This is a genomic window from Streptomyces sp. NPDC102514, assembly GCF_055584525.1.
In genome coordinates this window covers 115,633-141,324 of the sequence record NZ_JBVJLW010000014.1, presented here as the reverse complement: position 1 = coordinate 141,324, position 25,692 = coordinate 115,633, and the positions used below count along the sequence as shown (strand labels likewise).

Sequence of the window (25,692 nt, the reverse complement as noted above, 5' to 3'; positions counted from 1 at the left end):
GGACTCCACTGTCACACCGTCCCCGTAGACTCGGCGCGTGGCCGGCAGGATCAACGACGAGGACGTGAAGGCGGTTCGGGACGGGGTCCCGATCGACGCCGTGGTGTCCGAGTACCTCCAACTGCGCAACGCGGGCGGCGGAAACCTCAAGGGACTGTGCCCGTTCCACGACGAGAAGTCGCCCTCCTTCCAGGTCAGCCCGAGCAAGGGGCTCTTCCACTGCTTCGGCTGCCAGGAGGGCGGCGACACCATCACGTTCGTGATGAAGGTCGACCACCTCACCTTCTCGGAGGCGGTCGAGCGCCTCGCGGGCCAGGCGGGCATCACCCTTCGTTACGAAGAGGGCGGGTACAACCCCTCCCACCAGCGCGGCGAGCGGATCCGCCTGGTCGAGGCCCACCAGGCCGCCGCCAAGTTCTACATCGAGCAGCTCGACGGCAGCTCCGAGGCCGACACCGGCCGCACGTTCCTCGCCGAGCGCGGCTTCGACCAGTCGGCCGCCACGCACTTCGGCGTCGGCTACAGCCCCCAGGGCTGGGACCACCTCGTCCGCTACCTGCGCGGCAAGGGCTTCACCGACAAGGAACTGCTGCTCTCCGGCCTCGCCCAGGAAGGCCGCCGCGGCCCCATCGACCGCTTCCGCGGCCGGCTGATGTGGCCGATCCGCGACATCGGCGGCGAGGTCGTCGGCTTCGGCGCCCGCAAGCTCTACGAGTCGGACAACGGCCCGAAGTACCTGAACACGCCCGACACGCCGATCTACCGCAAGTCCCAGGTCCTGTACGGCATCGACCTCGCCAAGAAGGACATCGCCAAGAGCAGCCGGGCCGTAGTCGTCGAGGGCTACACCGACGTCATGGCCTGCCACCTCGCCGGCATCACCACCGCCATCGCGACCTGCGGCACGGCCTTCGGTAACGACCACATCAAGATCCTGCGCCGGCTCCTGATGGACAACGGCTCGGCACGGGTGATCTTCACCTTCGACGGGGACTCGGCCGGCCAGAAGGCCGCCCTGCGCGCCTTCGAGGACGACCAGAAGTTCGCCGCCGAGACGTACATCGCGATCGCCCCGGACGGCATGGACCCCTGCGACCTGCGCCTCGCCAAGGGCGACGCGGCCGTCGCCGACCTCGTCGAACCGCGCACCCCGCTCTTCGAGTTCGCCCTGCGCCAGATCACCGCCCGCTACGACCTGGAGACCCCCGCGGGCCGCGCCGCCGCGCTCGACGAGTCCGCGCCCGTCGTGGCCCGCATCAAGAACAGCGGCGCCCAGCACGAGGTCGCCGTCCAGCTCGCCGGCATGCTCGGCATCCTCGACACCCAGTTCGTCGTCAAGCGGGTCGCCCAGATGGCCCGCTGGGCCCGCGACCGCGGCGGCAAGGGCCCCGCGCCGACGGGCAACGGCCGCGCCCCGCAGCAGTACGAGAACAGTGCCCCCAAGCCCCCTTCGGGCCCGGCCCTGACCCTGCGCAACCCGGTGTTCGCCACCGAGCGCGAACTGCTGAAGCTGGCCCTGCAACGCCCCGACCTGGTCTCCCCGGCCTTCGACGCCTACGGGGTGGACGAGTTCACCGCCCCGCCGTACGCGGCCGTCCGCGAGACGATCATGGAGGCGGGCGGCGCGGAGTACGGCGTACAGGACCCTCAGGAATACCTCGTACAGGTCCGCGAGGCCGCCCGGGACGACGTGGTTCGCGCCATGGTCACGGAGCTGGCCGTCGAGGCCATCATGCGCAAGACCGTCGACGAGGCCTACGCCGGCGAGCAGTTGGTGACCGTCCGCCGGCGCGCCGTCGAGCGCCGGGTCCGCGACGTCCAGGGCGCCCTCGCGCGCGCCAGCGCGCAGGGCGACCCGGCCCAGCTGACGGCCGTGCAGAACGAGCTGTGGGTCCTCCAGCAGTACGACCAGGCCCTGCGCGAGAAGGGCCCCGCCGCGCTCTGAGCGGGCCGGCGCGGCGAACCCCTGGTCGGGACCCCTGGTCGGGAACCGGACACCTCGGGGAACGTCCCAGATCAGGGTGCACAGGAGCACACATACTTTCCGTGAGGGTAACCGGGCAGTCACGGACAGGACTCAAAAAGTCACCGCACGCCCCTCGTGGCGAGGATGTGTCGTACTCCACACTGGGTTCCGGTGCCTGAGTCCTCGGAGCGCGGCCGACCCGAACGCGACGGGTCCGAAGTCCCCGCGGTTCCGCTCAACGTGTTCGGGACGGACAGCGGCAAGGCCGTCGTCCCCGTCCCGCTGCCGCACGCCTCAGCAGCGACATTCCTGGAGGTCGCCCCCGTGCAGACCCAGACCCTGACCGACAACAGCACGCACCCCGCGCACCCCGCGCACCCCGCGCACAAGGACACGGACGCCGATGTCCTCGCGGCCGTACCACCGCAGAACCGTGCCGCCCAGCACCCCGAGAGCGCACCGGAACCGGAGAGCACGCCGGAGCCGCCCGCCGCTGTCCTCGTGGAGAGCGAGACCGAGACGCCGGAGCCGGTGGAAGTGCCGCGCGGACGCGCGGACACCGGCGGGCCGTCCTCCGACCTGTTCCGCCAGTACCTGCGGGAGATCGGCCGGATCCCGCTCCTCACCGCGGTCGAGGAGGTCGAACTCGCCCGCCGGGTCGAAGCGGGCCTCTTCGCCGAGGAGAAGCTCCGGCTGGCCTCCGACCTCGACAGCCAACTCGCCCTGGACCTCGACAAACTCGTGGTCATGGGCCGCATGGCCAAACGCCGGCTCATCGAGGCGAACCTGCGTCTCGTCGTCTCCGTCGCCAAGCGGTACGTGGGGCGCGGGCTGACCATGCTCGACCTGGTCCAGGAAGGCAACCTGGGGCTGATCAGGGCGGTCGAGAAGTTCGACTACGCCCGCGGGTACAAGTTCTCGACGTACGCGACCTGGTGGATCCGCCAGGCCATGTCCCGGGCCCTCGCCGACCAGGCCCGCACGATCCGGGTCCCCGTGCACGTGGTCGAACTCATCAACCGGGTCGTGCGGGTGCAGCGGCGCATGCTGCAGGAACGGGGGTACGAGCCGACGCCGGAGGAGGTCGCGGCGCATCTCGACCTGCCCAGTGAGCGGGTCAGCGAGGTGTTGCGGCTCGCGCAGGAGCCGGTGTCGCTCCACGCGCCGGTGGGGGAGGAGGACGATGTCGCCCTCGGGGACCTGATCGAGGACGGGGACGCGACGAGTCCTGTCGAGTCGGCGGCGTTCCTGCTCCTCCGGGAGCATCTGGAGGCGGTGCTGTCCACGCTGGGCGAGCGTGAACGCAAGGTCGTCCAACTCCGGTACGGGCTGGCCGACGGCCGTCCCCGCACGCTGGAGGAGATCGGGCGGATCTTCGGCGTCACGCGCGAGCGGATCCGCCAGATCGAGTCCAAGACCCTCAACAAACTCCGGGACCACGCGTTCGCGGACCAGCTGAGGGGCTACTTGGACTAGGGCTTTTCCTCGCCCCCGCCGCCCCTTCCCCTTCCCGACCGCGCATGGGGGCTGCGCCCCCTCGCCCCCGTTGTCCTCAAACGCCGGACGGGCTAGGGATCAGCCTCTCCGGCGTTTGAGGAGCGGGGGTTCGGGGGCTGGCCCCCGAGTCAGTGACGGGAACGGGTAGGGGCGGCGGGGGCGGAAGAAAGGTCAGTCCACCTCCACCGCCGCCTGCGCGAACTGCGCCTTGTACAGGCGGGCGTACGCCCCACCCCCCGCCAACAGGTCCGCGTGAGCGCCCTGTTCCACGATCGCCCCGTCCTCCATGACGAGAATCGTGTCGGCATCGCGAATCGTCGACAGACGGTGAGCGATCACGAACGACGTACGACCGTGCGCGAGCTTCGCCATCGCCTTCTGGATGAGCACCTCGGTCCGCGTGTCCACGGAACTCGTCGCCTCGTCGAGAACGAGGATCACGGGATCGGACAGGAACGCCCGCGCGATCGTGATGAGCTGCTTCTCACCGGCGCTGACCCCGGACCCCTCGTCGTCGATGACGGTGTCGTACCCGTCGGGCAGCGTCCGCACGAACCGGTCCGCGTGGGCCGCCCGTGCCGCCTCCTCGACCTCCCCGCGGGTGACCTCGCGCGAGGCCCCGTACGCGATGTTGTCCGCGATCGTGCCGCCGAACAGCCAGGTGTCCTGCAGCACCATCCCGATACCGGCCCGCAGTTCGTCGCGGGACATGGTGGCGATGTCGACGCCGTCGAGGGTGATCCGGCCGCCGGTGGTCTCGTAGAAGCGCATCAGCAGGTTCACGAGCGTGGTCTTGCCGGCGCCCGTGGGGCCCACGATGGCGACCGTGTGGCCCGGTTCCACCGACAGGGACAGGTCCTCGATGAGCGGCTTCTCCGGGTCGTACCGGAAGGAGACCCCCTCAAGGGCCACCCGGCCGCGCAGCTCCTTGGGACGCGCCCCCGTCACCGGGTCGGCCTCCTGCTCCTCGGCGTCCAGCAGTTCGAAGATCCGTTCCGCCGAGGCGACCCCGGACTGCACGAGGTTCGCCATGGAGGCGACCTGCGTGAGCGGCATGGAGAACTGCCGGGAGTACTGGATGAAGGCCTGCACGTCACCGATGGAGAGCGAGCCGGACGCGACGCGCAGACCGCCCACCACCGCCACCAGCACATAGTTCAGGTTCGACACGAACATCATCAGCGGCTGCATGACCCCGCTGTTGAACTGCGCCCGGAAACCGGCCTCGTACAGCTTGTCGTTCTCCTCGGCGAACTGCGCCGCCGACTCGTCCTGCCGTCCGAAGACCTTCACCAGGGTGTGCCCGGTGTACATCTCCTCGATGTGCGCGTTGAGTTTGCCGGTGGTGCGCCACTGCTGCACGAAGTGCGGCTGCGAGCGCTTGCCCACCCGGGTCGCCACGACGAACGACAGCGGCACGGTGACCAGTGCGACGAGCGCGAGCAGCCACGACACGTAGAACATCATGATCAGCACGCCGACGATGGTCAGCAGCGAGTTCACGAGCTGGCCCATCGACTGCTGGAGGGTCTGCCCGATGTTGTCGATGTCGTTCGTGGCGCGGCTGAGGACCTCACCGCGCTGACGCTTGTCGAAGTAGGAGAGCGGCAGCCGCGACAGCTTGGTCTGCACGTCCTCGCGCATCTTGTACATCGTCAGGTTGACGGCCCGGTTCACCAGCCGCGTCGCCATCGCCATCAGCAGGCCGGCCAGCAGGAACGCCACCAGCGCGATCCCCAGGACCTCGCCGACCGCGTCGAAGTCGATGCCCTGGCCGGGGGTGAAGTCCGTGCCCGAGAGCATGTCGGCCATCCCGCCGTCGCCGCGCTCCCGCATCGCCGCGAGCACCTCGGCCTTCGACTGCCCGGCGGGCAGCTCCCGTCCGACGACCCCGGCGAAGACCAGGTCGGTGGCCCGCCCCAGGATCTTCGGCCCGAGGACCGACAGGCCCACACTGCAGACCACGGCGGCGAGCATCACGTACAGCGTGGCGCGCTGCGGCTTGAACTGCGCCAGCAGCCGTTTGCCGGAACCCTTGAAATCCATCGAGTGATGGTCGGGTCCCGACCCGGCCATCATGCGCCCCATGGGCCCGGCCATCAGGCTGCCTCCGCTTCCGTCAGCTGCGAGAGCACGATCTCCCGATAGGTCTCGTTGCCGGCCATCAGCTCGTGATGGCGGCCGGTCCCGACCACCCGGCCCTCGTCGAGGACCACGATCCGGTCGGCGTCGCGGATGGTCGACACCCGCTGGGCGACGATCACGACGGTCGCCTCGGCGGTCTCCCGCGCGAGCGCCGCACGCAGCGCCGCGTCCGTCGCGTAGTCGAGCGCGGAGAACGAGTCGTCGAAGAGATAGATCTCGGGACGCTGTACGAGGGTCCGGGCGATGGCGAGCCGCTGCCGCTGACCGCCGGACACGTTCGTGCCGCCCTGCGCGATCGTGGCGTCGAGCCCGTTCTCGAGGCCCTCCACGAACCCCTTGGCCTGCGCCACCTCCAGCGCGTGCCACAGCTCCTCGTCGGTCGCGTCGGGATTCCCGTACCGCAGGTTGGTGGCCACCGTCCCCGCGAACAGATACGGCTTCTGCGGTACGAGGCTCACCGTGCGCGCCAGCAGCCGCGGCTCGACCGTGCGGACGTCGACGCCGTCCACCAGCACCTCGCCGTCGGTTGCGTCGAACAGCCGGGGGACCAGACCCAGGAGGGTCGACTTGCCGCTGCCGGTCGAACCGATCACCGCGGTCGTCTCGCCGGGCAGCGCCACCAGGTCGACGGCCCTCAGGACCGGCTCCTCGGCGCCCGGGTAGCGGAACCCGGCCCCGCGCAGCTCCAGATGGCCGTGCCGCCGCAGCTCCAGGACGGGAGCCTTCGGCGGGACCACGCTGCTGGAGGTCTCCAGGACCTCCTGGATGCGCTCGGCGCACACCTCCGCGCGCGGCACCATCATGAACATGAAGGTGGCCATCATCACGGACATCACGATCTGCATCAGATAGGCGAGGAACGCGGTCAGCGCGCCGATCTGCATCCCGCCGCTGTCGATCCGGTGGGCGCCGAACCACACCACCGCGATCGACGAGACGTTCACCACCGTCATGACGATCGGGAACATCAGCGCCAGCATCCGCCCGGTCCCCAGCGACACCTCGGTGAGGTCGGTGTTCGCCTTCCGGAAACGCTCCTCCTCGTACCCGTCGCGCACGAAGGCACGGATGACGCGGTTGCCGGTGATCTGCTCGCGCAGCACCCGGTTCACCGTGTCCAGACGCACCTGCATCGTGCGGAACAGCGGCCGCAGCCGGCGCACGATCAGACTGACCGCGATCCCGAGCACCGGCACGACGGCGAGCAGCACGCCGGACAGCGGGACGTCCAGGCCGAGCGCCAGCACGATGCCGCCCACGCACATGATCGGCGCCGACACCAGCAGCGTGAACGTCATCAGGGCCAGCATCTGCACCTGCTGGACGTCGTTCGTCGTACGGGTGATCAGGGATGGCGCCCCGAAGTGGCCCAGCTCACGCGCGGAGAACGACTGCACCCGGTCGAAGACGGCGGCCCGCAGATCCCGGCCGACCGCGGAGGCCGTACGGGCGCCGTAGTAGACGGCGCCGATGTTGCAGACGACCTGCGCCAGCGAGATGCCGATCATCAGGGCGCCGAAGGACAGGATGTAACCCGTGTCGCCCTTCACGACACCGTTGTCGATGATGTCGGCGTTCAGGGTCGGCAGGAAGAGCGTGGCGCAGGTCTGCAGGAACTGCAGGAGGACGAGCAGGCCGATGGGTTTCTTGTACGGCGTGAGATAGGTACGCAGAAGTCTTATGAGCACGCTGGGTCTCTCGGGGTCGGCGGCGGGGCGATTGGTTGCCCTTGGCCCCCATCGTCGGACACTCCCCCCGTGTTACCTCAACTGATTAACCCAAGAGAGGGCCAAGAGCGGAGCCGGTGTCGGTCCGAAGTCGTAGGCCGCCCGAGACACCTCGCGGCACCGGGTCCCCGGTGGCCGCTTCAGGACCGGAAGGCGCCCGGGTGCGTCTGGTTGCGCACCGACACGTACTGCTGCCGCACCGCCTGCCCCACCGCCAGCTCCTCGCCCGGCTCCAGGACCTGCGCCGCGGCGCCCTGCCAGACGGGCGGCAGACCCGGCTGGATCGTGCCCTGCTGGACACCGAGCGCCCAGGCGGCCTGCCGGGCCGCGCCGATCGCCGCGTAGTCCGCGGGCTGCGGCACCACGATCTGCGTACCGAGCAGCGCGGGCGCGCACGCCTGCACCGCGCTCAGCTCCGCGGCCTGGCCCAGCAGGAAGATCCGCCGTACCTCCACGCCCCGCTTGCGCAGCACGTCGAGCGCGTCGGCGAGCCCGCACAGCATGCCCTCGAAGGCGGCCCGCGCCAGATGCTCCGGCTTCATCGACTCGCGCCGCAGCCCGGCCAGCGTCCCCGCCGTGTGCGGCAGATTGGGCGTCCGCTCACCCTCCAGATACGGCAGCATGACCAGCCCGTGGGAGCCCGGCGTCGACTTCATCGCCAGATCGGACAGCGCCTCGAGATCCGGTACGCCCAGCAGCTCGGCGGCCCCGCGCAGGGCCCGTACGGCATTGAGCGTGGTGACGACCGGGAGGTGCATGCCGGTCGCGTCCGCGAGCGAGGTGATCATCCCGGAGGAGTCGACCAGCGCCTCGTGGTGGACGGCCATCACGGAACCGGAGGCGCCGAGCGAGACCACCGCGTCCCCGAGGCCGATGCCGAGCCCGAAGGCCGCCGCCATCGTCTCGCCCGTGCCCGCCGAGATCAGCAGCCCCTCGGGCGTCGTCCCCGCGGCCTCCCACGGCCCGAGCACATCGGGCAGCAGGGCCTGGTGGCCGAGCGCCAGTTCCACCAGATCGGGCCGGTACGCGCCGGTCGCCGCCGACCAGTAACCGGTGCTGGAGGCGCCACCCCGGTCGGTGGTCCGGCGGGCGGGCCTGCCGAGCAGCTGCCACACCAGCCAGTCGTGCGTCTGGAACAGCATCGCGGTGCGCGCCGCCGCCTCGGGTTCGGTCCTCGCCAGCCACCGGAGCTTCGTCACGGGCTGGGCGGCCTGCGGTACGGAGCCCACGGCCTGCGCCCAGGCCTCCCGCCCGCCGAGCGCGTCGACGAGATCGGCGGCGGCGACCTGGGCGCGCTTGTCCCCGCCGACCATCGCGGGACGGACGGTGTTGCCCTGGCCGTCCACCGGGACGAGCCCGTTCTGCTGTGCGGACACACCGATGGCCTGGACGCCCTCCAGGAGCCCGCCGCCCGCGGCCTCGCCCAGGGAGAGCAGCCAGGCCTGCGGGTCGACGTCCGAGGGACGGGAGCCTTCCGCGGCGCCGTCCAGCGGATGCGGGGCATACCCCTGCCGGAGTACGGCTCCGCTGTCCGCGTCGCAGACGACGATGCGTGTGAAATCGGGCGAACTGTCCAGCCCGGCGACTATCCCCATGGCGGAAATTCTGCCGTATCGCTGCGCCGGCTCGGGCCGTGGGCGGCGTCGGGGCGCCCGATCTTCTCCGTCTGCGGCGCCGTCGTGGCTGGTCGCGCAGTTCCTCGCGCCCCTGAGGTCGGTGGGGGCGGACCTGGTCCGTACACGTACCGCTAGGTGTTGCTCGTGCCCCAGTCGTCCTCTGTGCGGGTGCCGTTCGCGTTGCGGTCGCGCAGGGAGCGGACCCGCTCGGAGACCGAGTCGGGGACCCGGTCACCGACCTTCTCGCTCACCACGTGGAACGCCTTCCCGGCGAACTGCCGGCCCTGCAGGGCCGCCGATTCGGCGGTGTTGCGCACCGCGGGGTTCTGCGAGACCTGCCGGGCGGTCTTCCTCAGTTGCTCGTAGCGCTCGCGCCCGGCGCGTGTGCCGAGCACGTATCCCAGAGCCAGTCCGACGACGAACGTGAGCCGGTAGCGCATGGGGCCACCCTTCCTCTTGATCGGTCCTTTACGGCGGCGTCGGTCGCAGGCGGGTTACCGATTGGCGAAGCACCCCCCTGCTTGCGCTAATGTATGTGTCGCAGCGAGCGCACGCCCTCTGGCGAATACCCAGGGAGCTACGTTCGATGCGAACGAGGCAATCCCCTGTAGCTCAATTGGCAGAGCAGCCGGCTGTTAACCGGCAGGTTACTGGTTCGAGTCCAGTCGGGGGAGCTTCGATCTTCCGTAGCTCAATTGGCAGAGCAGCCGGCTGTTAACCGGCAGGTTACTGGTTCGAGTCCAGTCGGGAGAGCAGTGCGAACGAGGACCCCATGAAGCCCATCGGGGTCCTTTTTCATGGCCGCGGGAACCGCTGCGCCCCAGGTGAGGTCCTAGAGGGCAGGCGAAGTCGACCATCCGAAGCAGGAGATCGTATGAGCGGCTATGCTGCGGCAGACGGCGCGCACACATGTGCGCGACGCGCCGTAATGGGGCGGTAGCTCAGCCGGTTAGAGCAGCGGACTCATAATCCGCCGGCCGTGGGTTCGAGTCCCACCCGCCCCACCAACGCTACGCGTGGAGAAACGATCTGACCAGCAACGTCGCTGGAGGATCAGGCGAGTTGAGGTGTCCTTGGGACCCTCCTCGCGGCTTAGGAGAGACAGGGCCACGCACCATCGGCCCGTCCGCGGAACGGCCCACGCCACCTCATCGCGCGGGCCCCGCGGAGCCGCCCGTCCGGCCTTGATCAAAAGGCCTTCCCGATGCCCGTCGCGGCTCCTTCCGGGTGAAGCCGGCGGGGTGGGCGCGGACGCGGGTGACGGCCCCGGAGAGCTGCCGCGTGGCCGGGCGCTCGTGGGCGGTCGGGCTGCCTCGTGCTCGCTCTCGGCGCGTGTCCGGCCCGGGCCCACCGTGCGCAGCCGGAGCTAGAGCCGGAGCTAGAGCCGGAGTCGGCGCAGCCGCAGCCGTGTATCGGCTGGGGTGTGCCGGACCGGCGGCTCTGGTGGCCCTCGTGCGCCGTGTTCGCGTCCGACCGGTGACCGGGGACGGCTTTCTGATCCGTGAGCGTCAGAGAGGGGCCTGCCACGTTGTCGTGGTTCCCTGCCGGGCGGGGGTGTCCGGGGTGCCGTCGTCCGAGACCGTCAGGCGTACCGCCGGGCGGCCGTCCGGGAGGCTCACCGTCGCGTCGACCGCGACCGCGACACGGGTCGTGCCGGCGCGGTGCGACGCCGTGGCGAGGGCGGCTCGCAGGGCCGTGAGGAGGTGCCCCGCCACCGTGTCCGGGACGCGGGTGTCGACCGGTCCCGTGAACTGGACCGACGGCTGGACGCCGAGAACCGCCGCGGCGCCCGCCGTCTCGCGGAGCACCTTGCCCCTGAAGCTGGTCGGGGCGTCCGCGGGCGGCTGCTGCAGGGCGAAGATCGCCGTACGGACCTCCTGGACGGTGGACCTGAGTTCGTCGAGGGCCCGGCCGATCGTCGCGTGGACCTCCGCCTCCCGCTCCTCCGCGGCGGCGCGGCGCTGCGTGGACTCCAGCATCATGCCGGTGGCGAAGAGCCGCTGCACGACCAGGTCGTGCAGGTCACGGGCGATCCGGTCGCGGTCCTCGAAGACCGCCAGCCGCTCCCGGCGCTGCCGCGCGTCCGCCAGCACCAGCGCCAGCGCGGCCTGCGAGGCGAACTGCGTGGCCAGCAGCTTCTCCGCCGGGCTGTACGGGGGATCACCGCGTCGGCGCGGCAGGGCGAGGGTGCCGATGAGCCGGCCTCCGGCCTGGAGCGGCAGCATCATGCTGGGCCCGAACCGGACCCGTACGGGGGTCGTCATGCGCGCGTCGGTCGCCGAGTCGTCCAGGAACACCGGCTCGCCCCCGAGGAGTTGTTCCAGGACCGCGCTGCCCGGCGCGATGGTCGTGCCGATCAGGCCGTCCCGGCCGGCCGGCGCCGACGCCGTGACGATCTCCATGCCGCCCTCGTCCGTGGGCTGGAGGATCACCCCGGCCGCCGCGTCGGCGAGGACGCGGGCGCGCTCGGCGACCGTCATCAGCGCGTCGGCCGCCGCCTCTCCGGTGAGCAGCGCCGTCGTCACCGCCGCCGCGCCGTCGATCCAGCGCTCCCGCTGACGGGCCGTCTCGTACAGGCGGGCGTTGCCGATCGCGATGCCCGCCTGCGCGGCCAGCAGCCGTGCCATCTGCTCGTCCTCGGCGGTGAAGGGTCCGCCGCGCTTCTCGGTGAGGTAGAGGGTGCCGTACACCTCGTCCTGTACGAGCAGGGGTACGCCGAGGAAGCTGCGCATCTCCGGGTGGCCGGGCGGGAAGCCGCACGCGCGCGGGTCGGTGGTCAGGTCGGTGAGCCTGAGCGGCACGGCCTCGTGGAGGAGCGCGCCGAGCAGGCCCCGGCGTCCGCTGGGCGGATGTCCGATGCGGGCCTGCTCGGCTTCCGGCAGTCCGGTCGTGCAGAACTCCGCCAGGCCGTTGTCGCCGGGCGCGAGCACGCCCAGCGCCGCGTACCGGGCGCCGGTCAGCGCCGCCGCGTTCTCCACGATGCGCTGGAGCGTGGCGCGCAGTTCGAGATCGCTGCCGACACCGAGGACGGCTTCGAGGAGGCGGGGCAGGGGGAGGAGGGGGAGCCCCTGGGAGGGGGGCTCCGCGGGGTCCGTGGGCGTGGGTTCCGTCATGGGTGCCGCGGTGGTGGGGGCTCGGGGGGGGCGTGCCGACGGGGTGCGTGCGGGCGTTCAGCCGGCCGTCGGGTCGAGGACCAGGGGCTCGATCCGGCCCTCCAGCATCGCGCCCAGGCCGAGGACCGCGCACACGTCGGGCCGTTCGGCGATGTGCACCGGCATGCCCGTCGCCTGCCGCAGCATCTGGTCGAGGCCCGGCAGCAGCGCGCTGCCCCCGACCATCATGATCCCGCGGTCCACGAGGTCGGCCACCAGGTCGGGCGGGCAGACGCGCAGCACCTTGCCGATGCCGTCGAGCACGGCGGTCAGCGGGGTCTGGATGGCGTCGCGCACGGCGGCCGTGTCGACCTGTACGGAACGGGCGAGGCCGGTGGCCACGTCCCGGCCGTGGATCTCGGTGGACGTGGGCCCCTGCGAGGTGAGCCCGTTCCCGGAGAGGGCGAGCTGCAGGGGGCGTACGGACTGCGAGGGGAGCATCAACTCGTGGTGGTGGCGCAGGTGCTGCACGATCGCGTGGTCGATGGCCTCGCCGCCCACGGGGATGCGTTCGGCGGTGACGATCGAGCCGAGGGACAGCACGGCGACCTGGGTGGCGGCGGCCCCGCACACCATGATCATGGTGGCCTCGGGGCGTTCCACGGGCAGCCCGCAGCCGACTCCGGCGGCGATGAGCGTGTCGACCAGCTCGACGCGGCGCGCGCCCAGACCGACGAGCGTCTCGACCGTGGCCCGCTGGGCCAGCGGGTCGGAGTCGTGCGGGGTGCAGGCGGCGGCCCGCAGCCGGGGCTTGCGGCGCAGGGTGCGGCGGACCTTGTCGCCGAGGAGCTGGCGCAGCATGCGCTGGGCCATCTCGATGTCGACGACCGTGCCGCCCGAGACGGGGCGTACGACACGGATGTAGTGGGGGGTACGGCCCGTCATCCTCTCGGCGAACTCGCCGACCGCGATCAGGGCGCCGGTCCTCGTGTTCACCGCGGCGACGCTGGGCTGGTCGACGATCAGCCCGGCGCCCTTCACGAAGACGCGCGTTCTGGCCGCTCCGAGGTCGACGGCGAAATGGCAGCGGCGCAACTGCTCCAGGCTGGCGGTCATGGCGGGTCCTCCCGAGAGCACAGACCGTGGGACTCCACCGGGCGGCGGTCCTCCTACGCATCGTGCGGGAACTGACGGGGTGTCGCCTTTCGGGGTGGGCCGGGCGGGGTGCGGCTGGACGGGTGGTCTTCGCGGACGCCGGAGGGGGTTCAGGTGTGGGGGAGGGACCGGAGGAGGGGGGCCCACGAGGCCGTGGTCGCCCCGCAGCCCGCGCGGACCAGGCGCTGCCTGTGCCCCTCGGAGCGGGTGTAGCCGAGGAAGCGCAGGCCCGCCGCCTGCGCCGCGGTCAGTTCGGCGACCGACGAACCGACCAGTACGGCGTCCTTCGCCGGTACGCCGAGGTGGTCCAGGGCGCGCAGGAGGCAGTCGGGGTCCGGCATCAGCAGGGTGAGGTCGTCCGCGCGGCCGTGCACTCCACCGGTCACCAGGCCGGTCAGCCGGCCGTGGGAGTGCAGGTACTTCCAGACGGCACCGGGCGCGTTGTCCGCGACGACCGCGGTACGTCGGCCGAGCGAGCTGAGCGTGGTGATCAGGGCGTCCGAGAACGGGGTGGACGCCGCGGTCGACACGGCCCGCTCCTCGATCCGGTTGAGCCGCCGGCGCAGGTCCGCGCCCAGCGGATGGTCCGCGAAGGCGCGCAGCAGGTCGAGGGGGTTGGAGCGCCCCTCCAGCGGCTGCGCGGGCCCGCCGTGCGAGGAGAGCGGTTCGCCCCGCAGCGCGGCCCCGGGGTCCCGCAGCTCGGCGAGGAGCGCGGCGAGCTCCCTGGTGACCTGCTTCTCGGCGTCACTCGTATAGAGCCGGACGAGGGGCCCGTCGAACCCGAGGAGCACGCAGGGGCTCTCCATCAGGGCCGCGGCGGCGTCCTCCGGCCGCGCGGCGGCGGCCCGCCGGGCGGTCGCGGAGGACGCGGAGGGTGTGGGCTCCGGTCGGTCGGCGGATCCGGACGGCTGTGCGGTCTCGGACGGTCGTGCGGTCTCGGCCGGTGAGGTGGACCCGGGTGGAGACGCGGTCCCGTGCGGAGGAGCGGCTTCCGGGCGGGGGGCCGTGGGCGGTTGCGGTTCGCCCTCCGGGATGAGGCGGATCGAGCACGCCACCGAGAGGCCCGGCACCGGCCACTTGCGCAGCCCGCTGTGCAGGGCGTGCTGGGCCGCGCCCGCCCGGCGGAGCGGGTGGCGGCGCGTGATGCGGCGCGCCTCCCTGAGCAGGTGGTCCAGAAGGCGTTCGGACACGTTGGCGGTCTCGCCGTGCACGAAGGCCACCGGGTCCTCGACGTGCCAGGACAACTCGACCGACGCGGCGAACGCGCCGCCGCCGGAACCGGGCAGGGACAACTCGTGGGCGGCCTGCTGCGTGGTGAGGTCGACCTCGTAGTACGTGAGGCGGGGCCCCGAGGTGGGCGTGCCGGCGAACCCGTCGGGGTCGAAGAGGGCCGGTGCGCCGTCGGGGGGCTGGAACACCACGGCGGTGCGGCCGGGCTCGGGGAGGGGGATCGACATCCGGCGGCGGGTGCTGAACGGGCCGCGCACCAGGTCGCGCTGTCCGGGCGGCGGGTCCGGAGCGCGGTCCGGGATGTCCAGGCGGCAGGACCAGGCGAGGGGCGGACCGTCGCCCGCCCCCGGACGCAGGGGCCGGAAGTGGACCGGGCCCACCGGCACGTCACCGCTCGTCAGTTCCTCGTAGAGGACGGGGGAGACGACCACGGCGATGTCCGACGGCTCCGACTGCTCCGGGGAAGAGGGCAGAGGGGTGGTACGGGGAGGGCGCGCGGTGTGCCAGAACGTCAGCCGGATCCTGGGCGGGTCCGGCACCTCCAGGAGTATGTCCGGCAGATCGCGCAGGGTCGCGTTCAGCACGTCCAGGACGGATGCCCCGGGGGCGACGAGGACGAGGTAGCCGTTGTCGACGGCCTGCATGTCGTACTGGTCGGAGGTCAGACCGCTCAGCGAGAGCAGCCAGGCCATGGTGTGGGAGAGCGTGCTGTGGGCGCCCCGGTGGCCGCCGGAGTCCGTGAACTCCATGGTGACGGTCGGCCGGCTGTCGTCGGGGGCGGCGCGCAGTTCGCGGTACAGCTCAAGGAGGGTGAGGTTCGGCTCGCCGAACTGCCGGTCCTGGAGCTCCTCGTACGCCTCGTACGAGTCGATGGCCTCGGCGATGCGGCCCTGGCCCTTGAGGGCGAGCATGTGCAGACGCCGGAAGTCCTCGCGCTCGGGGTGGTCGCGCAGCAGCTCGCCGAGGTCGGTGGCAGCGCGCTCGAACCGGCCCAGTTCCAGGTCGAGTTCGGCGCGCGTGACACAGAGGGTGAGGCGCAGGGCGCGCAGCCGGACGCGGGTCGCGTGCGCGGCGGGGCCGGGGACGCCGTCGAGGGGATCGCCGTACCAGAGGCCGAGCGCGCGCCGGACGGCCTCGCGGGCCGCCGTCAGGTCCCCGCTCTCCCGGTGCGACTCGGCTTCGGCGACGAGTGTCTTGCACTGTTCCACGTCGACGGTGCCGAGCCCCGCGTGCAGGGCGTGGCCGTCGGCGGTGGTGGCGAGGAGCCCGGGGCCCAGGGTTCCGCGCAGGGCGGCGGCGTACGTGGCCAGGAGGCGTTCGGGGTGCTGCGGGGGACGGTTCCCCCACAGTCCCTCGGCCAGTTCGCCGTCGGCGACCGGTCTGCCGTTGCGCAGGAGCAGCCGGCAGAGCAGGGCCTGTTCCTCGGGGGAGTGGGTGGTCAGGGAGAGGTCGCCGCGGCCGACGCGTACGGGACCGAGCAGCCGGTACCGGGGGCGGTCCGCCGCGACCGCCTCGACCACCGCACCGAAGGTGGGGGTCAGGAAGAGGTCCTTGCCGCGGTGCTGGGTCTCCGTGTCCGGCGAGAGCAGTCGGGCGAAGGCGTCGGCGAACCGCCGCCGGTGCTCGGCCGGGATGCCGGGCAGGTCCTCCGACGTCCTGCCGCCGGCCAGCTCGCGCAGCAGGAGCCCGAAGTCGTGCAGGTCCCGCGACTCGTCGAGACCCCGGGGCCGCTCCGACCGCCCCAGCGGGAAGCCGCCGATCCTGACCGTGCCGTCCGGCGCGAACAGCAGCTGATTGGGGGTGAGTTCGCCGTGCGCCAGGCCGCGTGCGTGCACCGCTTCTAGGCCCTGCGCGACCTGCCGGGCCAGGGATGCCAGCAGCGCGAAGGGCAGCCGGAAGCCGCCATGGGTGGTGAGTTCGGCCAGCGTGACCCCGTCCACGAACTCCGTGACGAGATACGCGGTGCCCTCCTCGACGCCGTGGTCGTACACGGCGAGCACATTCGGATGCTCCACGCCCGCGAGGGCCCGCGCGGACTCCAGGAACCGCTGCCGCCGCTCCGGCGCGACGACGTACCGGTGCACCGCGACCGTCCGGTCGAGCCGGGTGTCATGGGCCTCCATGACGCGCTTGCCAAGACCGAGGCGGCGTACGAGCCGGTACCTGTCGAGCACCAGCCCCGCGGCGCTCTTCGAGGGCGGGCCGCCCATCCGTCGTACGGACTCCTCCCGTACCGCCGCGAACGGTTCGCCCGCGGCCGGCCCGCCCCCGGGGCCCCCGCCGCCCGGGGCGAGCACGCGGAACTCGCCCGCCGACAGTCCGGCCCGCTCGTCGATCAACGCGCCTATCCGGGCCAGGAGTTCGGAGGTACGGCCGTACGCCGAGCGCGGCAGGGTGCGTCGCAGCAGCTCCCGTACGCCCGGCCGGAACACGTACGAACCGGCCGTCCCCGGGACCGCGACGAGCGCGCCGCTGAGGATCACCTCGGCCAGGTGCTGCGGGCGCGGGTTCTTCTCGACCGCCGCCTGGACCAGCCGCATGACCGGCAACTCCACCGGCCCCACCGCGAGATGACCGGCCAGCCGGAAGGCCTCCGGCGAGGCGAGGGAGCGGAAGCGCAGCAGCAGTTCCTCCGGGGAGAGTCGCTCGACATCGCTGCGGCCCCTCTCGTCGACCGGCGCGGGCGGCGGCCCGGAGCCCAACAGGGCGACGGCGCCCGGCAGTCGGCCGCCGCCCGCCACGAGGGACGACCAGTTCCCCAGCCAGGGCGCCGACGCTTCGAGCACGGGCAGCGGCAGCAGACCGCGCGGCAGACCCTCAAGCGCGTACGGGTCCAGCGCGTACGAGTCCACGTCGTACGCCGAGTTGGGCGCCGCCGGTCCGGGTGCGGTGATCCGCGCGGTCGTGGCCGGCAGCGCCGTCGTGCGCCACAGGCGCTCCGGCAACGGCTGGACCAGGGCGACCGGCATCCGGGCCGACCAGCGGCGCAGGGTGCCGTACCAGCGGGTCCCCGCCGGGCCGTCCCGCCACTGCGGGCCCATGCAGTCGCTGAGCAGGAGGGTGACCGTACGACCGTCGGCGAACGACTCCTGCGAGCCGGGGCGGCGTACCGTGCCGTCGGCCTCCAGCCGGTGCAGTTCCACCGTGCGGAAGATGCCCGACTGGACCAGTGCCGCGTGCAGTTCGCGGACGAGCGGGCGCCAGACGGGCATCGTCGGACCGGTGTCGTGCACGAGGTGCAGCGTCAGCCATCGCTCGGCCATGGGCCGCAGCACGGGCAGCCACCACTGGGGTGCGGCGCCGAGCCGGGCGATGCGGTGGGCGGTCGCCGCCTCGTCCAGCTCCCTGCCGACCGGCGCGGGGACGCTCCGCTTGAGGGGGCGGAGGGCTCGTTGCAGTCTGAGGGGGTGGGGGAGCATCGGGGGTGCGGGGGCCAGGAGGGACGTGTACGGGCCGTTCGGAGGCGGGGCCTCCTCCGGACGTCCGTGCCGGCGCGGGCCCTGCGGGGCGGCTGCGGGGGTGCGCCTGCCTGGCAGCCGAAGGGGGACCAGGGCATCCGGTGGGCGTGGGGTCGTGTGGGGTGGGAGGTCGGGTGCGGGGTCGTCGTGGCTGGGCGCGCCGTTCCCCGCGCCCCTTGGGTGGGTGGGGGTGGAGGGAGTGGGGCGGCTCGGGTCGTCCGGGGTGGGTGCGGGCGTGGGTGGGGTGGTGGGCTCCGGGGATGGCATGTGGGCTGCCAGCCACAGGAGTTCGGCCAGTTCCACCGAGGTCGGGTGCGGGGCGCCCGATGCCCGGGCCAGTACGTCGGCGAGGAACGCGGCGCCCGCGCTCCCGCCTTCGTCCGCGTCCGCGCCCCGGTCAGAACGCATCCGGTTCCTCTCCCGAACGGCTCAGATACGGCATCAGCTGCTCCGCCAGTTCGTCGCGGGACGACGCGTCGAGGCCCGCCACGCCCGTGAGGTAGATCGCGTTGAGCAGCTGGTCCGTGGCGAGTTCGCCCTCGGTCCCGCGGGACAGGAAGCGTTCGATCAGGTCGCGGGCGTTCTCGTCGGGTTCGCCCAGGTGGGCGCGGACGATGTGCTCCAGGTGCGCGGCGCGCGGCTGGTGGAGTTCGAGGCGGACACAGCGGCGGAGGAAGGCGGGCGGGAACTCGCGCTCGCCGTTGCTGGTGAGGACCACGAAGGGGAAGGCCCGGCAGCGGACCCGGCCGCGTGAGACCCCGACCCGCTCGTCCGTGCCGTCGATCATGACCTCGGCCGTGGGGGTGTGCCGTGCCGAGCGGACCAGCTCGGGGATCTCGTACTGGCCCTCCTCCAGAATGTTGAGGAGGTCGTTCGGCAGGTCCAGGTCGCTCTTGTCGATCTCGTCGATCAGCAGGGCCCGCGGCCGGCCGTACGGGAGGAGTGCCGTGCCGAGCGGGCCGAGCCGCAGATGGTCCTGCAGCTCGCTGTCCTTCGGCAGGACGGAGTCCGGTGGGGCCTCACCGCCGGGGCGGGCGTCGCGTGCGGCCGCGTACAGGCGGGACAGCGGGTCGTACTGGTAGAGCCCGTCGTGCAGCGTGGTGCGGCTGGTGACGTTCCAGCGCAGGACGGGGCCGAGCCGCAGCTCCCTCGCCACGGCGTACGCCAGGCTCGACTTGCCGCTGCCCGGCGGGCCCGTCACCAGCAGGGGCCTGCGCAGGTAGAGGGCCGCGTTGACGAGCTGTACGGCGCGGTCCGTGGCGCGGTAGGTGCGGGCGCGGTGCCGGCGGTCCGGGGACGTGGCCGAGGCGTCGTCGTCCTCGGCGGGCGTCGCCAGCTCCGGTCCGCCGTCGAAGTCGCGCCAGGGCGGCGGCGCGGGCAGCTCGGCGATGCCGTCGTGGGGCTCGCTCGCACCCGTGTAGACGGGCCACAGGGACATGATCTCTCCGAACGTGTTCCGGTGTGCGGTTGCGGCTTCGGTGGGCCAGGACGGACACGCCCTAGCCCACCGGGTTGTGCAGGTAGCCGGTGGGGTCAGGCAGGCATTCGGGGTCCTCCCAGAGCAGGGCCAGGTCGTACGCCCAATGCGGCTCCGGGGCGTCGGAGGCGTACGCCGTCTCCCGCAACTCATGGATGTGACGCGGCAGTTCGCGGGGCGGCAGGTTCGCCAGATGTGCGGCGAGACGGTCCAGGAACTCCGAACCCCGGCAGTCGACGGACTCCCCGCACCGGTGCTCGCCCCGGCAGCCGGTACGCGGCCACAGCATCACCGGAACCGCCGCGTTCAGGCTCGCCTGGAACAGCCGCCGGACCCGGTCCGCGCGCGGCGGCGTGGCGAAACCCACCATGTCCGCGTCGCGGCGCAGCCCGATGGTCAGCTTCACCTGGTCCTGGCCGACCGACCAGCAGTCGATACGGTGCAGCCGGGCCGTCGGCCGCTCGTCCAGGTACTGCCACTTCTGCCGGAGCTTGTGCTGCAGGCCGCCGCTGCGCCGACGCTCCAGGTCCATCACGACCAGCGGTGCGAAGGAGCCGAGCGGGCTGTCGTCGTCCGCGCTGCGCTGCCAGTGCGCGACGTCCGTGTTGAGCCAGCGGCGCGGCAGCACGAAGGCGATCAGTTCGCGTGCGCCCACTTGCAGTTCGCGGTACGCCTCGTCGATCCGCTCCAGCGTGTACGGGCGTACGCGGTCGACGGGGAGGCGGCGCGAGCCCACCACCCTTCGGTGTCTTCCGTTGTACGCGGACACCTCCACGAGGAAGGCTCCGTCGCCTGAGCCGCTGGGGGCGATCTCCACGAGGATCGGGGACCAGGAATGTGCGGGCCCTGCGGGACCTGCGGGACCTGCGGGGGCGGGCGGGGCGGGGTGGTGGGGCTGGGGGGCTGCCGGCCAGGCGCGCAGGGCTGTGCGGGTGGGGGTGTCGTCGATGAAGTCGGCGAGGCGGGTGGTGAAGCGGGTGATCGCTTCCGGGTCCTGTACCTCGGAGAGGAGGTACCAGGCTGCGTCCCACAGGGAGGTGAAGCCGTGGGGTGGGAGTGGGGGGCCCAGGGGGCCCACGGCCTCTTGGTACAGCCGTTCCGGGGAGTGGGTGTATTGCGGCTGCGGGCCGGTGGGGGCTTGTCGCGCAGTTCCCCGCGCCCCTGGCAGGCGGGGCTGCGCCCCTGCCTGAGCTTGGGGTGCGGGGGGCTCCAGTTGTTCCAGTAGGTGTCTCAGGGTTTTTTTCTGGTGCTGGTCGTGGGTCGGGGTGGGGATCAGGTCTGCCAGGCGGGGCCAGTAGCGGGCCATGATCTGGGCCGGGAGCATGCGGCCGTTGCGGATCTCGGGGCTGCGGGCGGCGGCCGAGACCATGCCCACGACCCGGCCGGTGTCCGCGAGGGTCACGGCGGCGCCGCTGAACCCCGGTGCGAGCGGCTGCCCGTGCGCGGCCCACGACTCCAGCTGGACCCACTCGCCCGCAATCAACTGCTGGGCGGTGGCCCGGTATTCGGCGAGCGTCCCCTCGTCGTACCGCTTGGGGAAGCCGTAGGCGAGAAGCCTGCGCGGGGGATCGCCGTACGCGTCGGCGGGTGTCGCGAACTCCGCGGGCTTCATCGGCACCGGCCGGTCCAGCTCCAGTACGGCCAGGTCGCCCGGGTCGCTCTCGTGGCCGTCCCAGCCGCCGTGCGCGACCACCCGGGCGGGGACCTGCTCGTAGCCACCGTGCGCGAAGGACACCGCGACCGTCTCGGTGTCGCTGCGCGCCACGACATGGGCGCAGGTCAGAACGTGCTGCTCGGTGACGAGGAAACCGGCACCGGTGTCCCGCCCGCAGCTGATTCTCGCGTGCCAGGAAGCGCTGCTCATGGGCGCGGGGTGGTCTCCGGAGAAGTGAGGGAGGCGGGGGAGGCCGCCGGGGGGCCGTCCGGCCGTTCGGGCGACCAGGAGAGCTTGACCACGAGGTGGCCCTCGACGGCACTCTTGGCGATCAACGCGCCCGCCTCCGCCGTGAGTTTGACGCCGAACTCGATCTCCACGGAGTCGGGCTTCAGCGAACCGTCCCTGAAGACGCGGAGCGCGGCGCCGGCGGCGGCCCGTACCCCCTCCAGTGAGCCCTCGAAGGTGCGGGTCGCGGCGACCGTTCCGTCGCCCCGGGCCACCAGGCGGGAACCCGACTCGTCCTCGGCTCCCTCGACGACGACAAGGGTCCCGTCGTCGGTCTTGAACTCCACTAATCCGTCCATGGCGCCGCACAACCCCCGTAGTCCGTCACTGCTGACCGCCTTCATTGTCACGGACGGTACTTGCCGCTGTCGCGGTTTCCACCGGTCGTTCACCGTTCCGGTGGCGGAAAACCGCCAGGGCAGCTTCCCGCCAGGTTCCGTCGGCGCCACCGCACCACCGGCCCCCCGACACTCTTCGCAGCACCCTGACACCGGCTTGGCTCGCAGCAGCGTCGACGCGTCGAGAAGAGGGGCACCGATGATCAGAGGTTCCGCCAGGCACGGGATGGCGCTCGCGGCGGCCGGACTCGTGTTCGCCCTCCTTCCGGCCGACGGGGCCGGGGCCGACGCGCAGGACACCGACGCCCGGCCCCGCACCCGCGCCGCGTCCGCCGCCCACACCGTCACCCTCGTCACCGGCGACCTGGTCACCGTCACCGAACTCGGCGGCGGCAGGAAGACGGTGACCGTCGAGCGGGCGGAGGGGGCGAGTGGCGCGGTCCGTACACAGACGGCGAACGGCGACCTGACCGTCGTACCGGACGAGGCGCTGCCGTATCTGCGGGCGGGCACCCTCGACCGGCGGCTGTTCGACGTGGGCGAGCTGATACGCCAGGGGCTGACCGACCGGAGGACGGACGAGCTGCCGCTGATCGTCACGTACGGGAAGGGTGCGCGGGTGGTGACTCCGCGCGGGGCCGAGCGGACGCGTGGGCTGCCGAGCATCCGCGGGGCCGCCGTCGCGGCCGACAAGGGGCGGACGTTCTGGCGGGCCCTCACCCGGCAGGACGGGATCGACGCGGACGGGAGCGACACGGGCAGGATCGACGCGGACGGGATCGACAAGGTCTGGCTCGACGGGCGGGTCCGGGCGGAGATGGCCGAAAGCAACGCGCAGATCGGTACGCCCGAGGCCTGGGAGGCGGGGCTGACCGGCAAGGGCGTCACCGTGGCGGTACTGGACACGGGGGTGGACGTCGGCCATCCCGATCTCGCCGGGCGGGTCTCCGTGACGAAGAGTTTCGTCGAGGGTGAAGAGGTGGCCGACCGCAACGGCCATGGCACGCACGTCACTTCGACCGTCGGCGGCAGCGGCGCCGCGTCCGACGGCAAGGAGAAGGGCGTCGCGCCCGGCGCCACGCTCGCCGTCGGGAAGGTGCTCGGCGACCAGGGCTCGGGCAGCGAGTCGCAGATCATCGCGGGCATGGAGTGGGCCGCGCGGGACGTCGGCGCCACGGTCGTCTCCATGAGTCTCGGCTCGACCGAGCCCAGCGACGGCACCGACCCCATGGCCCGGGCCGTCGAGACCCTCACCGCGGAGACCGGCGCGCTCTTCGTCGTCGCCGCGGGCAACACCGGCGCCCCCTCGTCCATCGGCTCGCCCGGCGCCGCCGACTCCGCGCTGACGGTCGGCGCGGTCGACTCCGCGGACCGGGCCGCGTACTTCACCAGCGCGGGCCCCCGCCACGGCGACAACGCCCTCAAACCCGATCTGTCCGCCCCGGGCGTCGACATCCTCGCCGCCCGCTCCCGGCTCTCCGCGGGCAGCGGCGACTACACGGCCATGAGCGGTACGTCGATGGCGACACCCCATGTCGCGGGCGTGGCCGCCCTCCTCGCCGAGCGGCACCCCGACTGGACCGGCGGCCGACTCAAGGACGCGCTGATGTCGACGTCCAGGCAACTCGACGCGTCCGCATACGTGTTGGGCGCCGGACGAGTGAGCGTGCCCGAGGCGGTGAAGGCCGAGGTCACGGCCACCGGAAGCGCCGATCTGGGCTACTACCGCTGGCCCTACGCGTCGAACGAGCCGGTGACCAGGACTCTCACCTACTCCAACTCCGGGGACCGGCCTGCCGAGTTGAGACTGACCGTGTCCGGCGCACCCGAGGGGGTCGCGACGCTCGCCGACTCCACGCTGACCGTGCCCGCGCACGGGACCGCCACCACGACCGTGACCGGGGACGGCGGCAAGGCGCCGGTCGGCAATACCAGCGGGCGGATCGTGGCCTCGGCGGCGGACGGCACGCCCGTCGCGCACACCGCCTTCGGGCTGGTCAAGGAGGAGGAGCGGTACACCCTCACCGTGCACGTCAGGGACCGGGACGGCGGCGTCACCGCGGCCGACCTCGTGGTGCAGCGGCTCGCCGAGGGTGTCGACCCGTTCCCGGAGCACGTCGGTGACACCGGCACGGTCGAACTGAGGCTCCGGCCGGGCACGTACAGCCTGAACACCTTCCTCGACGTGCGGGGCAGCCGTGGCGCCGACTCGCTCGGGCTCGGCTTCCTCGCGGCACCCGAGATCGCACTCGACCGCGACCGCGAAGTCACGCTCGACGGGCGCCGGTTGAGGGAGATCGCGGCCCATGTCGACCGGCGAACCGAGACCCGGCAGCTGCTCATGGAGTACGACCGGGCGGCGAACGGCGCGGACCTGTTCGGGGCCGTCCAGGTGCCGCTCCAGTACGACAGCGTCTTCGCGGCGCCCACGGCGAAGGTGACACAGGGCAGCTTCGAGTACCGGACCGTATGGCGGCTCGGGAAGCCGCTGCTGGAGGTGAAGGGCGTCGGGGAGGCGGTGGTCCAGCCCGGGGGCATGCTCGTCGAGGGCCGCCGCACGCTCCCGCTCGTCGATGTCGGCAGCGGCGACACGGGCTCCGGTGACACGCGCTCCGGTGACACGGGCTCCGAGGTCGGGGGATACGGCGGAAAGGACGTGCGGGGCAAGGCCGTGCTCGTCCGGATGGAGGAGGGTGCGGTGCCGTCGGAGATCGCTCAGGCGGCCCAGGACGCGGGCGCCGCGGCGCTGTTCGTGACGGACGACGTACCGGGCCGCCTCAACGCCTGGTTCGGCACCGACGACAACACGGACCGGCCGATCCAGATCGCCACCCTGAACGCGGCGGACGCGGCGCGACTCCGCTCGGCGGGGCGGGCCGGGATGAACGGGACACGCAACACGCCCTACACGTACGACCTTTCGGAAGGGCACGAGGGGAGCATCCCGGCGCGTGACCTCACCTATGAGCCGTCGTACCGCCAACTCGCCGTGCTGAACACGAAGTTCCATGCGGTGAAGCCCGTCTCGGGCAGTGAGTTCCGGTACTTGCTCACCGATGACGCGTTCCCCGTCGGGATCGGCTTCCAGGAGCGGGCCGACTTCCCGGCCGAGCGGACCGACTACGTGTCCACGGGCCCCGGCCAGCTGTGGTACGAGTCCGTCGACGTGGGCGCCGGGGACCTGGAGGAGCGCAGCGGACTCGTCCGCCACCGCGGGGGCACGCGGCAGGACCTCGACTGGTTCCGGCCGGTCTGGCACCCCTGGCTCGGCACCGGGCTCGGCTGGGGGCAGCAGCGCTCCGGCTCGACCCTGCAGTTCAACGTCCCCGGCTGGGGCGACTCCGGACCCGACCACACCGGCTTCGGCAACGTGTGGGACGAGAACAGCGGCATGACGCAGTTCACCGAGGTCCACCTCGACGGGGAACCGGTCGACCGGCGGACCGGCTCCGCCGCGTTCGTCCGGGACGCGCCCGCCGACGAGCACACGTACACCGTCGTCACGGACACGACCCTGGACGCGGACCGCTGGAAGCTCGCGACGAAGGGCCACTCCGAGTGGACCTTCAGATCGGCGGCCACCCCTGAGAACCGCTGGACGACCCTCCCCCTGATCAACCTGGGCTTCGACCTCGACACGGACCTGACGGGGAACGTAAGGGCGGGTGGCCGGCTGCCTGTGGCCATCAGCGCGTCGTACGTGCCGGGGGCCACGGAATCCCTCAGGGGGCGCAGCCCCCGAGGGGCGCGGGGAACTGCGCGCCCAGCCCGACTCGACCCGCACCCGACAACCGACGATCCGTCCCCCGGCCCTGGAACCCTCGGCAGAGCAACCCTCGAAGTCTCGTACGACGACGGCACGTCATGGCAAAAGATCAGCCTGCTGGAAACCGGCACCGACACCTGGCAGGGCACGCCGACCGTGCCACGCGGCGCCACCTACATGTCACTGCGGGCCTCGGCCGCCGACGACCGCGGCGGCTCCGTGACCCAGGAGATCATCCGGGCGGTGGGCGTGCGGTAGACGGGCGCTGGGCGTGCGGTGGGCC

13 protein-coding genes and 3 tRNA genes are annotated in these 25,692 nt (G+C 72.3%); 6 read left to right on the top strand and 10 right to left on the bottom strand.

What is annotated here, in order from left to right; genetic code table 11:
- The first annotated feature begins 37 nt into the window (after positions 1–37).
- On the top strand, positions 38–1,945 hold the full coding sequence (dnaG, locus tag ACZ60E_RS31345) for a DNA primase (RefSeq protein ID WP_469444793.1): 1,908 nt from the start codon (positions 38–40) through the stop codon (positions 1,943–1,945).
- 192 nt (positions 1,946–2,137) lie between these two features.
- Positions 2,138–3,442 carry an RNA polymerase sigma factor gene (locus ACZ60E_RS31340; RefSeq protein ID WP_469444791.1) on the top strand — a complete coding sequence of 435 codons (1,305 nt, stop codon included), beginning with the start codon at positions 2,138–2,140 and terminating at the stop codon, positions 3,440–3,442.
- A gap of 192 nt (positions 3,443–3,634) precedes the next feature.
- Here ACZ60E_RS31340 and ACZ60E_RS31335 read toward each other — a convergent pair whose 3' ends face one another.
- The 4 genes from ACZ60E_RS31335 to ACZ60E_RS31320 all read right to left on the bottom strand — a co-directional run bounded on the left by ACZ60E_RS31335 (position 3,635) and on the right by ACZ60E_RS31320 (position 9,391).
- Positions 3,635–5,563 carry an ABC transporter ATP-binding protein gene (locus tag ACZ60E_RS31335; RefSeq protein WP_469444789.1) on the bottom strand — a complete coding sequence of 643 codons (1,929 nt, stop codon included), beginning with the start codon at positions 5,561–5,563 and terminating at the stop codon, positions 3,635–3,637.
- On the bottom strand, positions 5,563–7,296 hold the full coding sequence (locus tag ACZ60E_RS31330) for an ABC transporter ATP-binding protein (protein WP_384808603.1): 1,734 nt from the start codon (positions 7,294–7,296) through the stop codon (positions 5,563–5,565). Before ACZ60E_RS31330 ends, ACZ60E_RS31335 begins: the two co-directional genes overlap by 1 nt.
- Positions 7,297–7,475: 179 nt before the next feature.
- The gene (locus ACZ60E_RS31325) at positions 7,476–8,930 is read right to left on the bottom strand and encodes an FGGY family carbohydrate kinase (protein WP_384808605.1); all 1,455 of its coding nucleotides are present in this window, start codon (positions 8,928–8,930) and stop codon (positions 7,476–7,478) included.
- Between the two features lie 152 nt (positions 8,931–9,082).
- Positions 9,083–9,391, bottom strand: coding sequence for a YtxH domain-containing protein (locus ACZ60E_RS31320; protein WP_384808607.1), 309 nt, complete (start codon positions 9,389–9,391; stop codon positions 9,083–9,085).
- Between the two features lie 161 nt (positions 9,392–9,552).
- Between ACZ60E_RS31320 and ACZ60E_RS31315 the strand changes: the two genes are divergently transcribed.
- From ACZ60E_RS31315 to ACZ60E_RS31305, 3 genes are all read left to right on the top strand, one after another.
- Positions 9,553–9,625: transfer RNA gene (locus ACZ60E_RS31315), tRNA-Asn, on the top strand.
- Between the two features lie 6 nt (positions 9,626–9,631).
- A tRNA-Asn gene (locus ACZ60E_RS31310) sits at positions 9,632–9,704 on the top strand.
- Positions 9,705–9,881: 177 nt separating this feature from the next.
- Positions 9,882–9,958, top strand: a tRNA-Ile gene (locus ACZ60E_RS31305).
- Between the two features lie 501 nt (positions 9,959–10,459).
- Here ACZ60E_RS31305 and ACZ60E_RS31300 read toward each other — a convergent pair.
- The 6 genes from ACZ60E_RS31300 to ACZ60E_RS31275 all read right to left on the bottom strand — a co-directional run bounded on the left by ACZ60E_RS31300 (position 10,460) and on the right by ACZ60E_RS31275 (position 21,604).
- Positions 10,460–12,064: a GAF domain-containing protein gene (locus ACZ60E_RS31300; RefSeq protein ID WP_469444786.1), complete on the bottom strand. Its 1,605-nt coding sequence runs from the start codon at positions 12,062–12,064 to the stop codon at positions 10,460–10,462.
- 57 nt (positions 12,065–12,121) lie between these two features.
- Positions 12,122–13,159 carry a rod shape-determining protein gene (locus ACZ60E_RS31295; protein ID WP_469444784.1) on the bottom strand — a complete coding sequence of 346 codons (1,038 nt, stop codon included), beginning with the start codon at positions 13,157–13,159 and terminating at the stop codon, positions 12,122–12,124.
- A gap of 149 nt (positions 13,160–13,308) precedes the next feature.
- Positions 13,309–18,294: an SAV_2336 N-terminal domain-related protein gene (locus ACZ60E_RS31290; RefSeq protein ID WP_469444782.1), complete on the bottom strand. Its 4,986-nt coding sequence runs from the start codon at positions 18,292–18,294 to the stop codon at positions 13,309–13,311.
- Complete coding sequence (locus tag ACZ60E_RS31285; protein WP_384808613.1) at positions 18,284–19,324, bottom strand: AAA family ATPase; 1,041 nt, start codon at positions 19,322–19,324, stop codon at positions 18,284–18,286. Before ACZ60E_RS31285 ends, ACZ60E_RS31290 begins: the two co-directional genes overlap by 11 nt.
- 61 nt (positions 19,325–19,385) lie before the next feature.
- Positions 19,386–21,227, bottom strand: a complete 1,842-nt coding sequence (locus tag ACZ60E_RS31280) for a VMAP-C domain-containing protein (RefSeq protein ID WP_469444780.1) — start codon at positions 21,225–21,227, stop codon at positions 19,386–19,388.
- Positions 21,224–21,604: a CU044_2847 family protein gene (locus ACZ60E_RS31275; RefSeq protein ID WP_469444779.1), complete on the bottom strand. Its 381-nt coding sequence runs from the start codon at positions 21,602–21,604 to the stop codon at positions 21,224–21,226. Before ACZ60E_RS31275 ends, ACZ60E_RS31280 begins: the two co-directional genes overlap by 4 nt.
- A gap of 238 nt (positions 21,605–21,842) precedes the next feature.
- Here ACZ60E_RS31275 and ACZ60E_RS31270 point away from each other — a divergent pair, with 238 nt between their 5' ends.
- Positions 21,843–25,667 carry a S8 family serine peptidase gene (locus tag ACZ60E_RS31270; protein ID WP_469444777.1) on the top strand — a complete coding sequence of 1,275 codons (3,825 nt, stop codon included), beginning with the start codon at positions 21,843–21,845 and terminating at the stop codon, positions 25,665–25,667.
- The last annotated feature ends 25 nt before the right edge of the window (positions 25,668–25,692 follow it).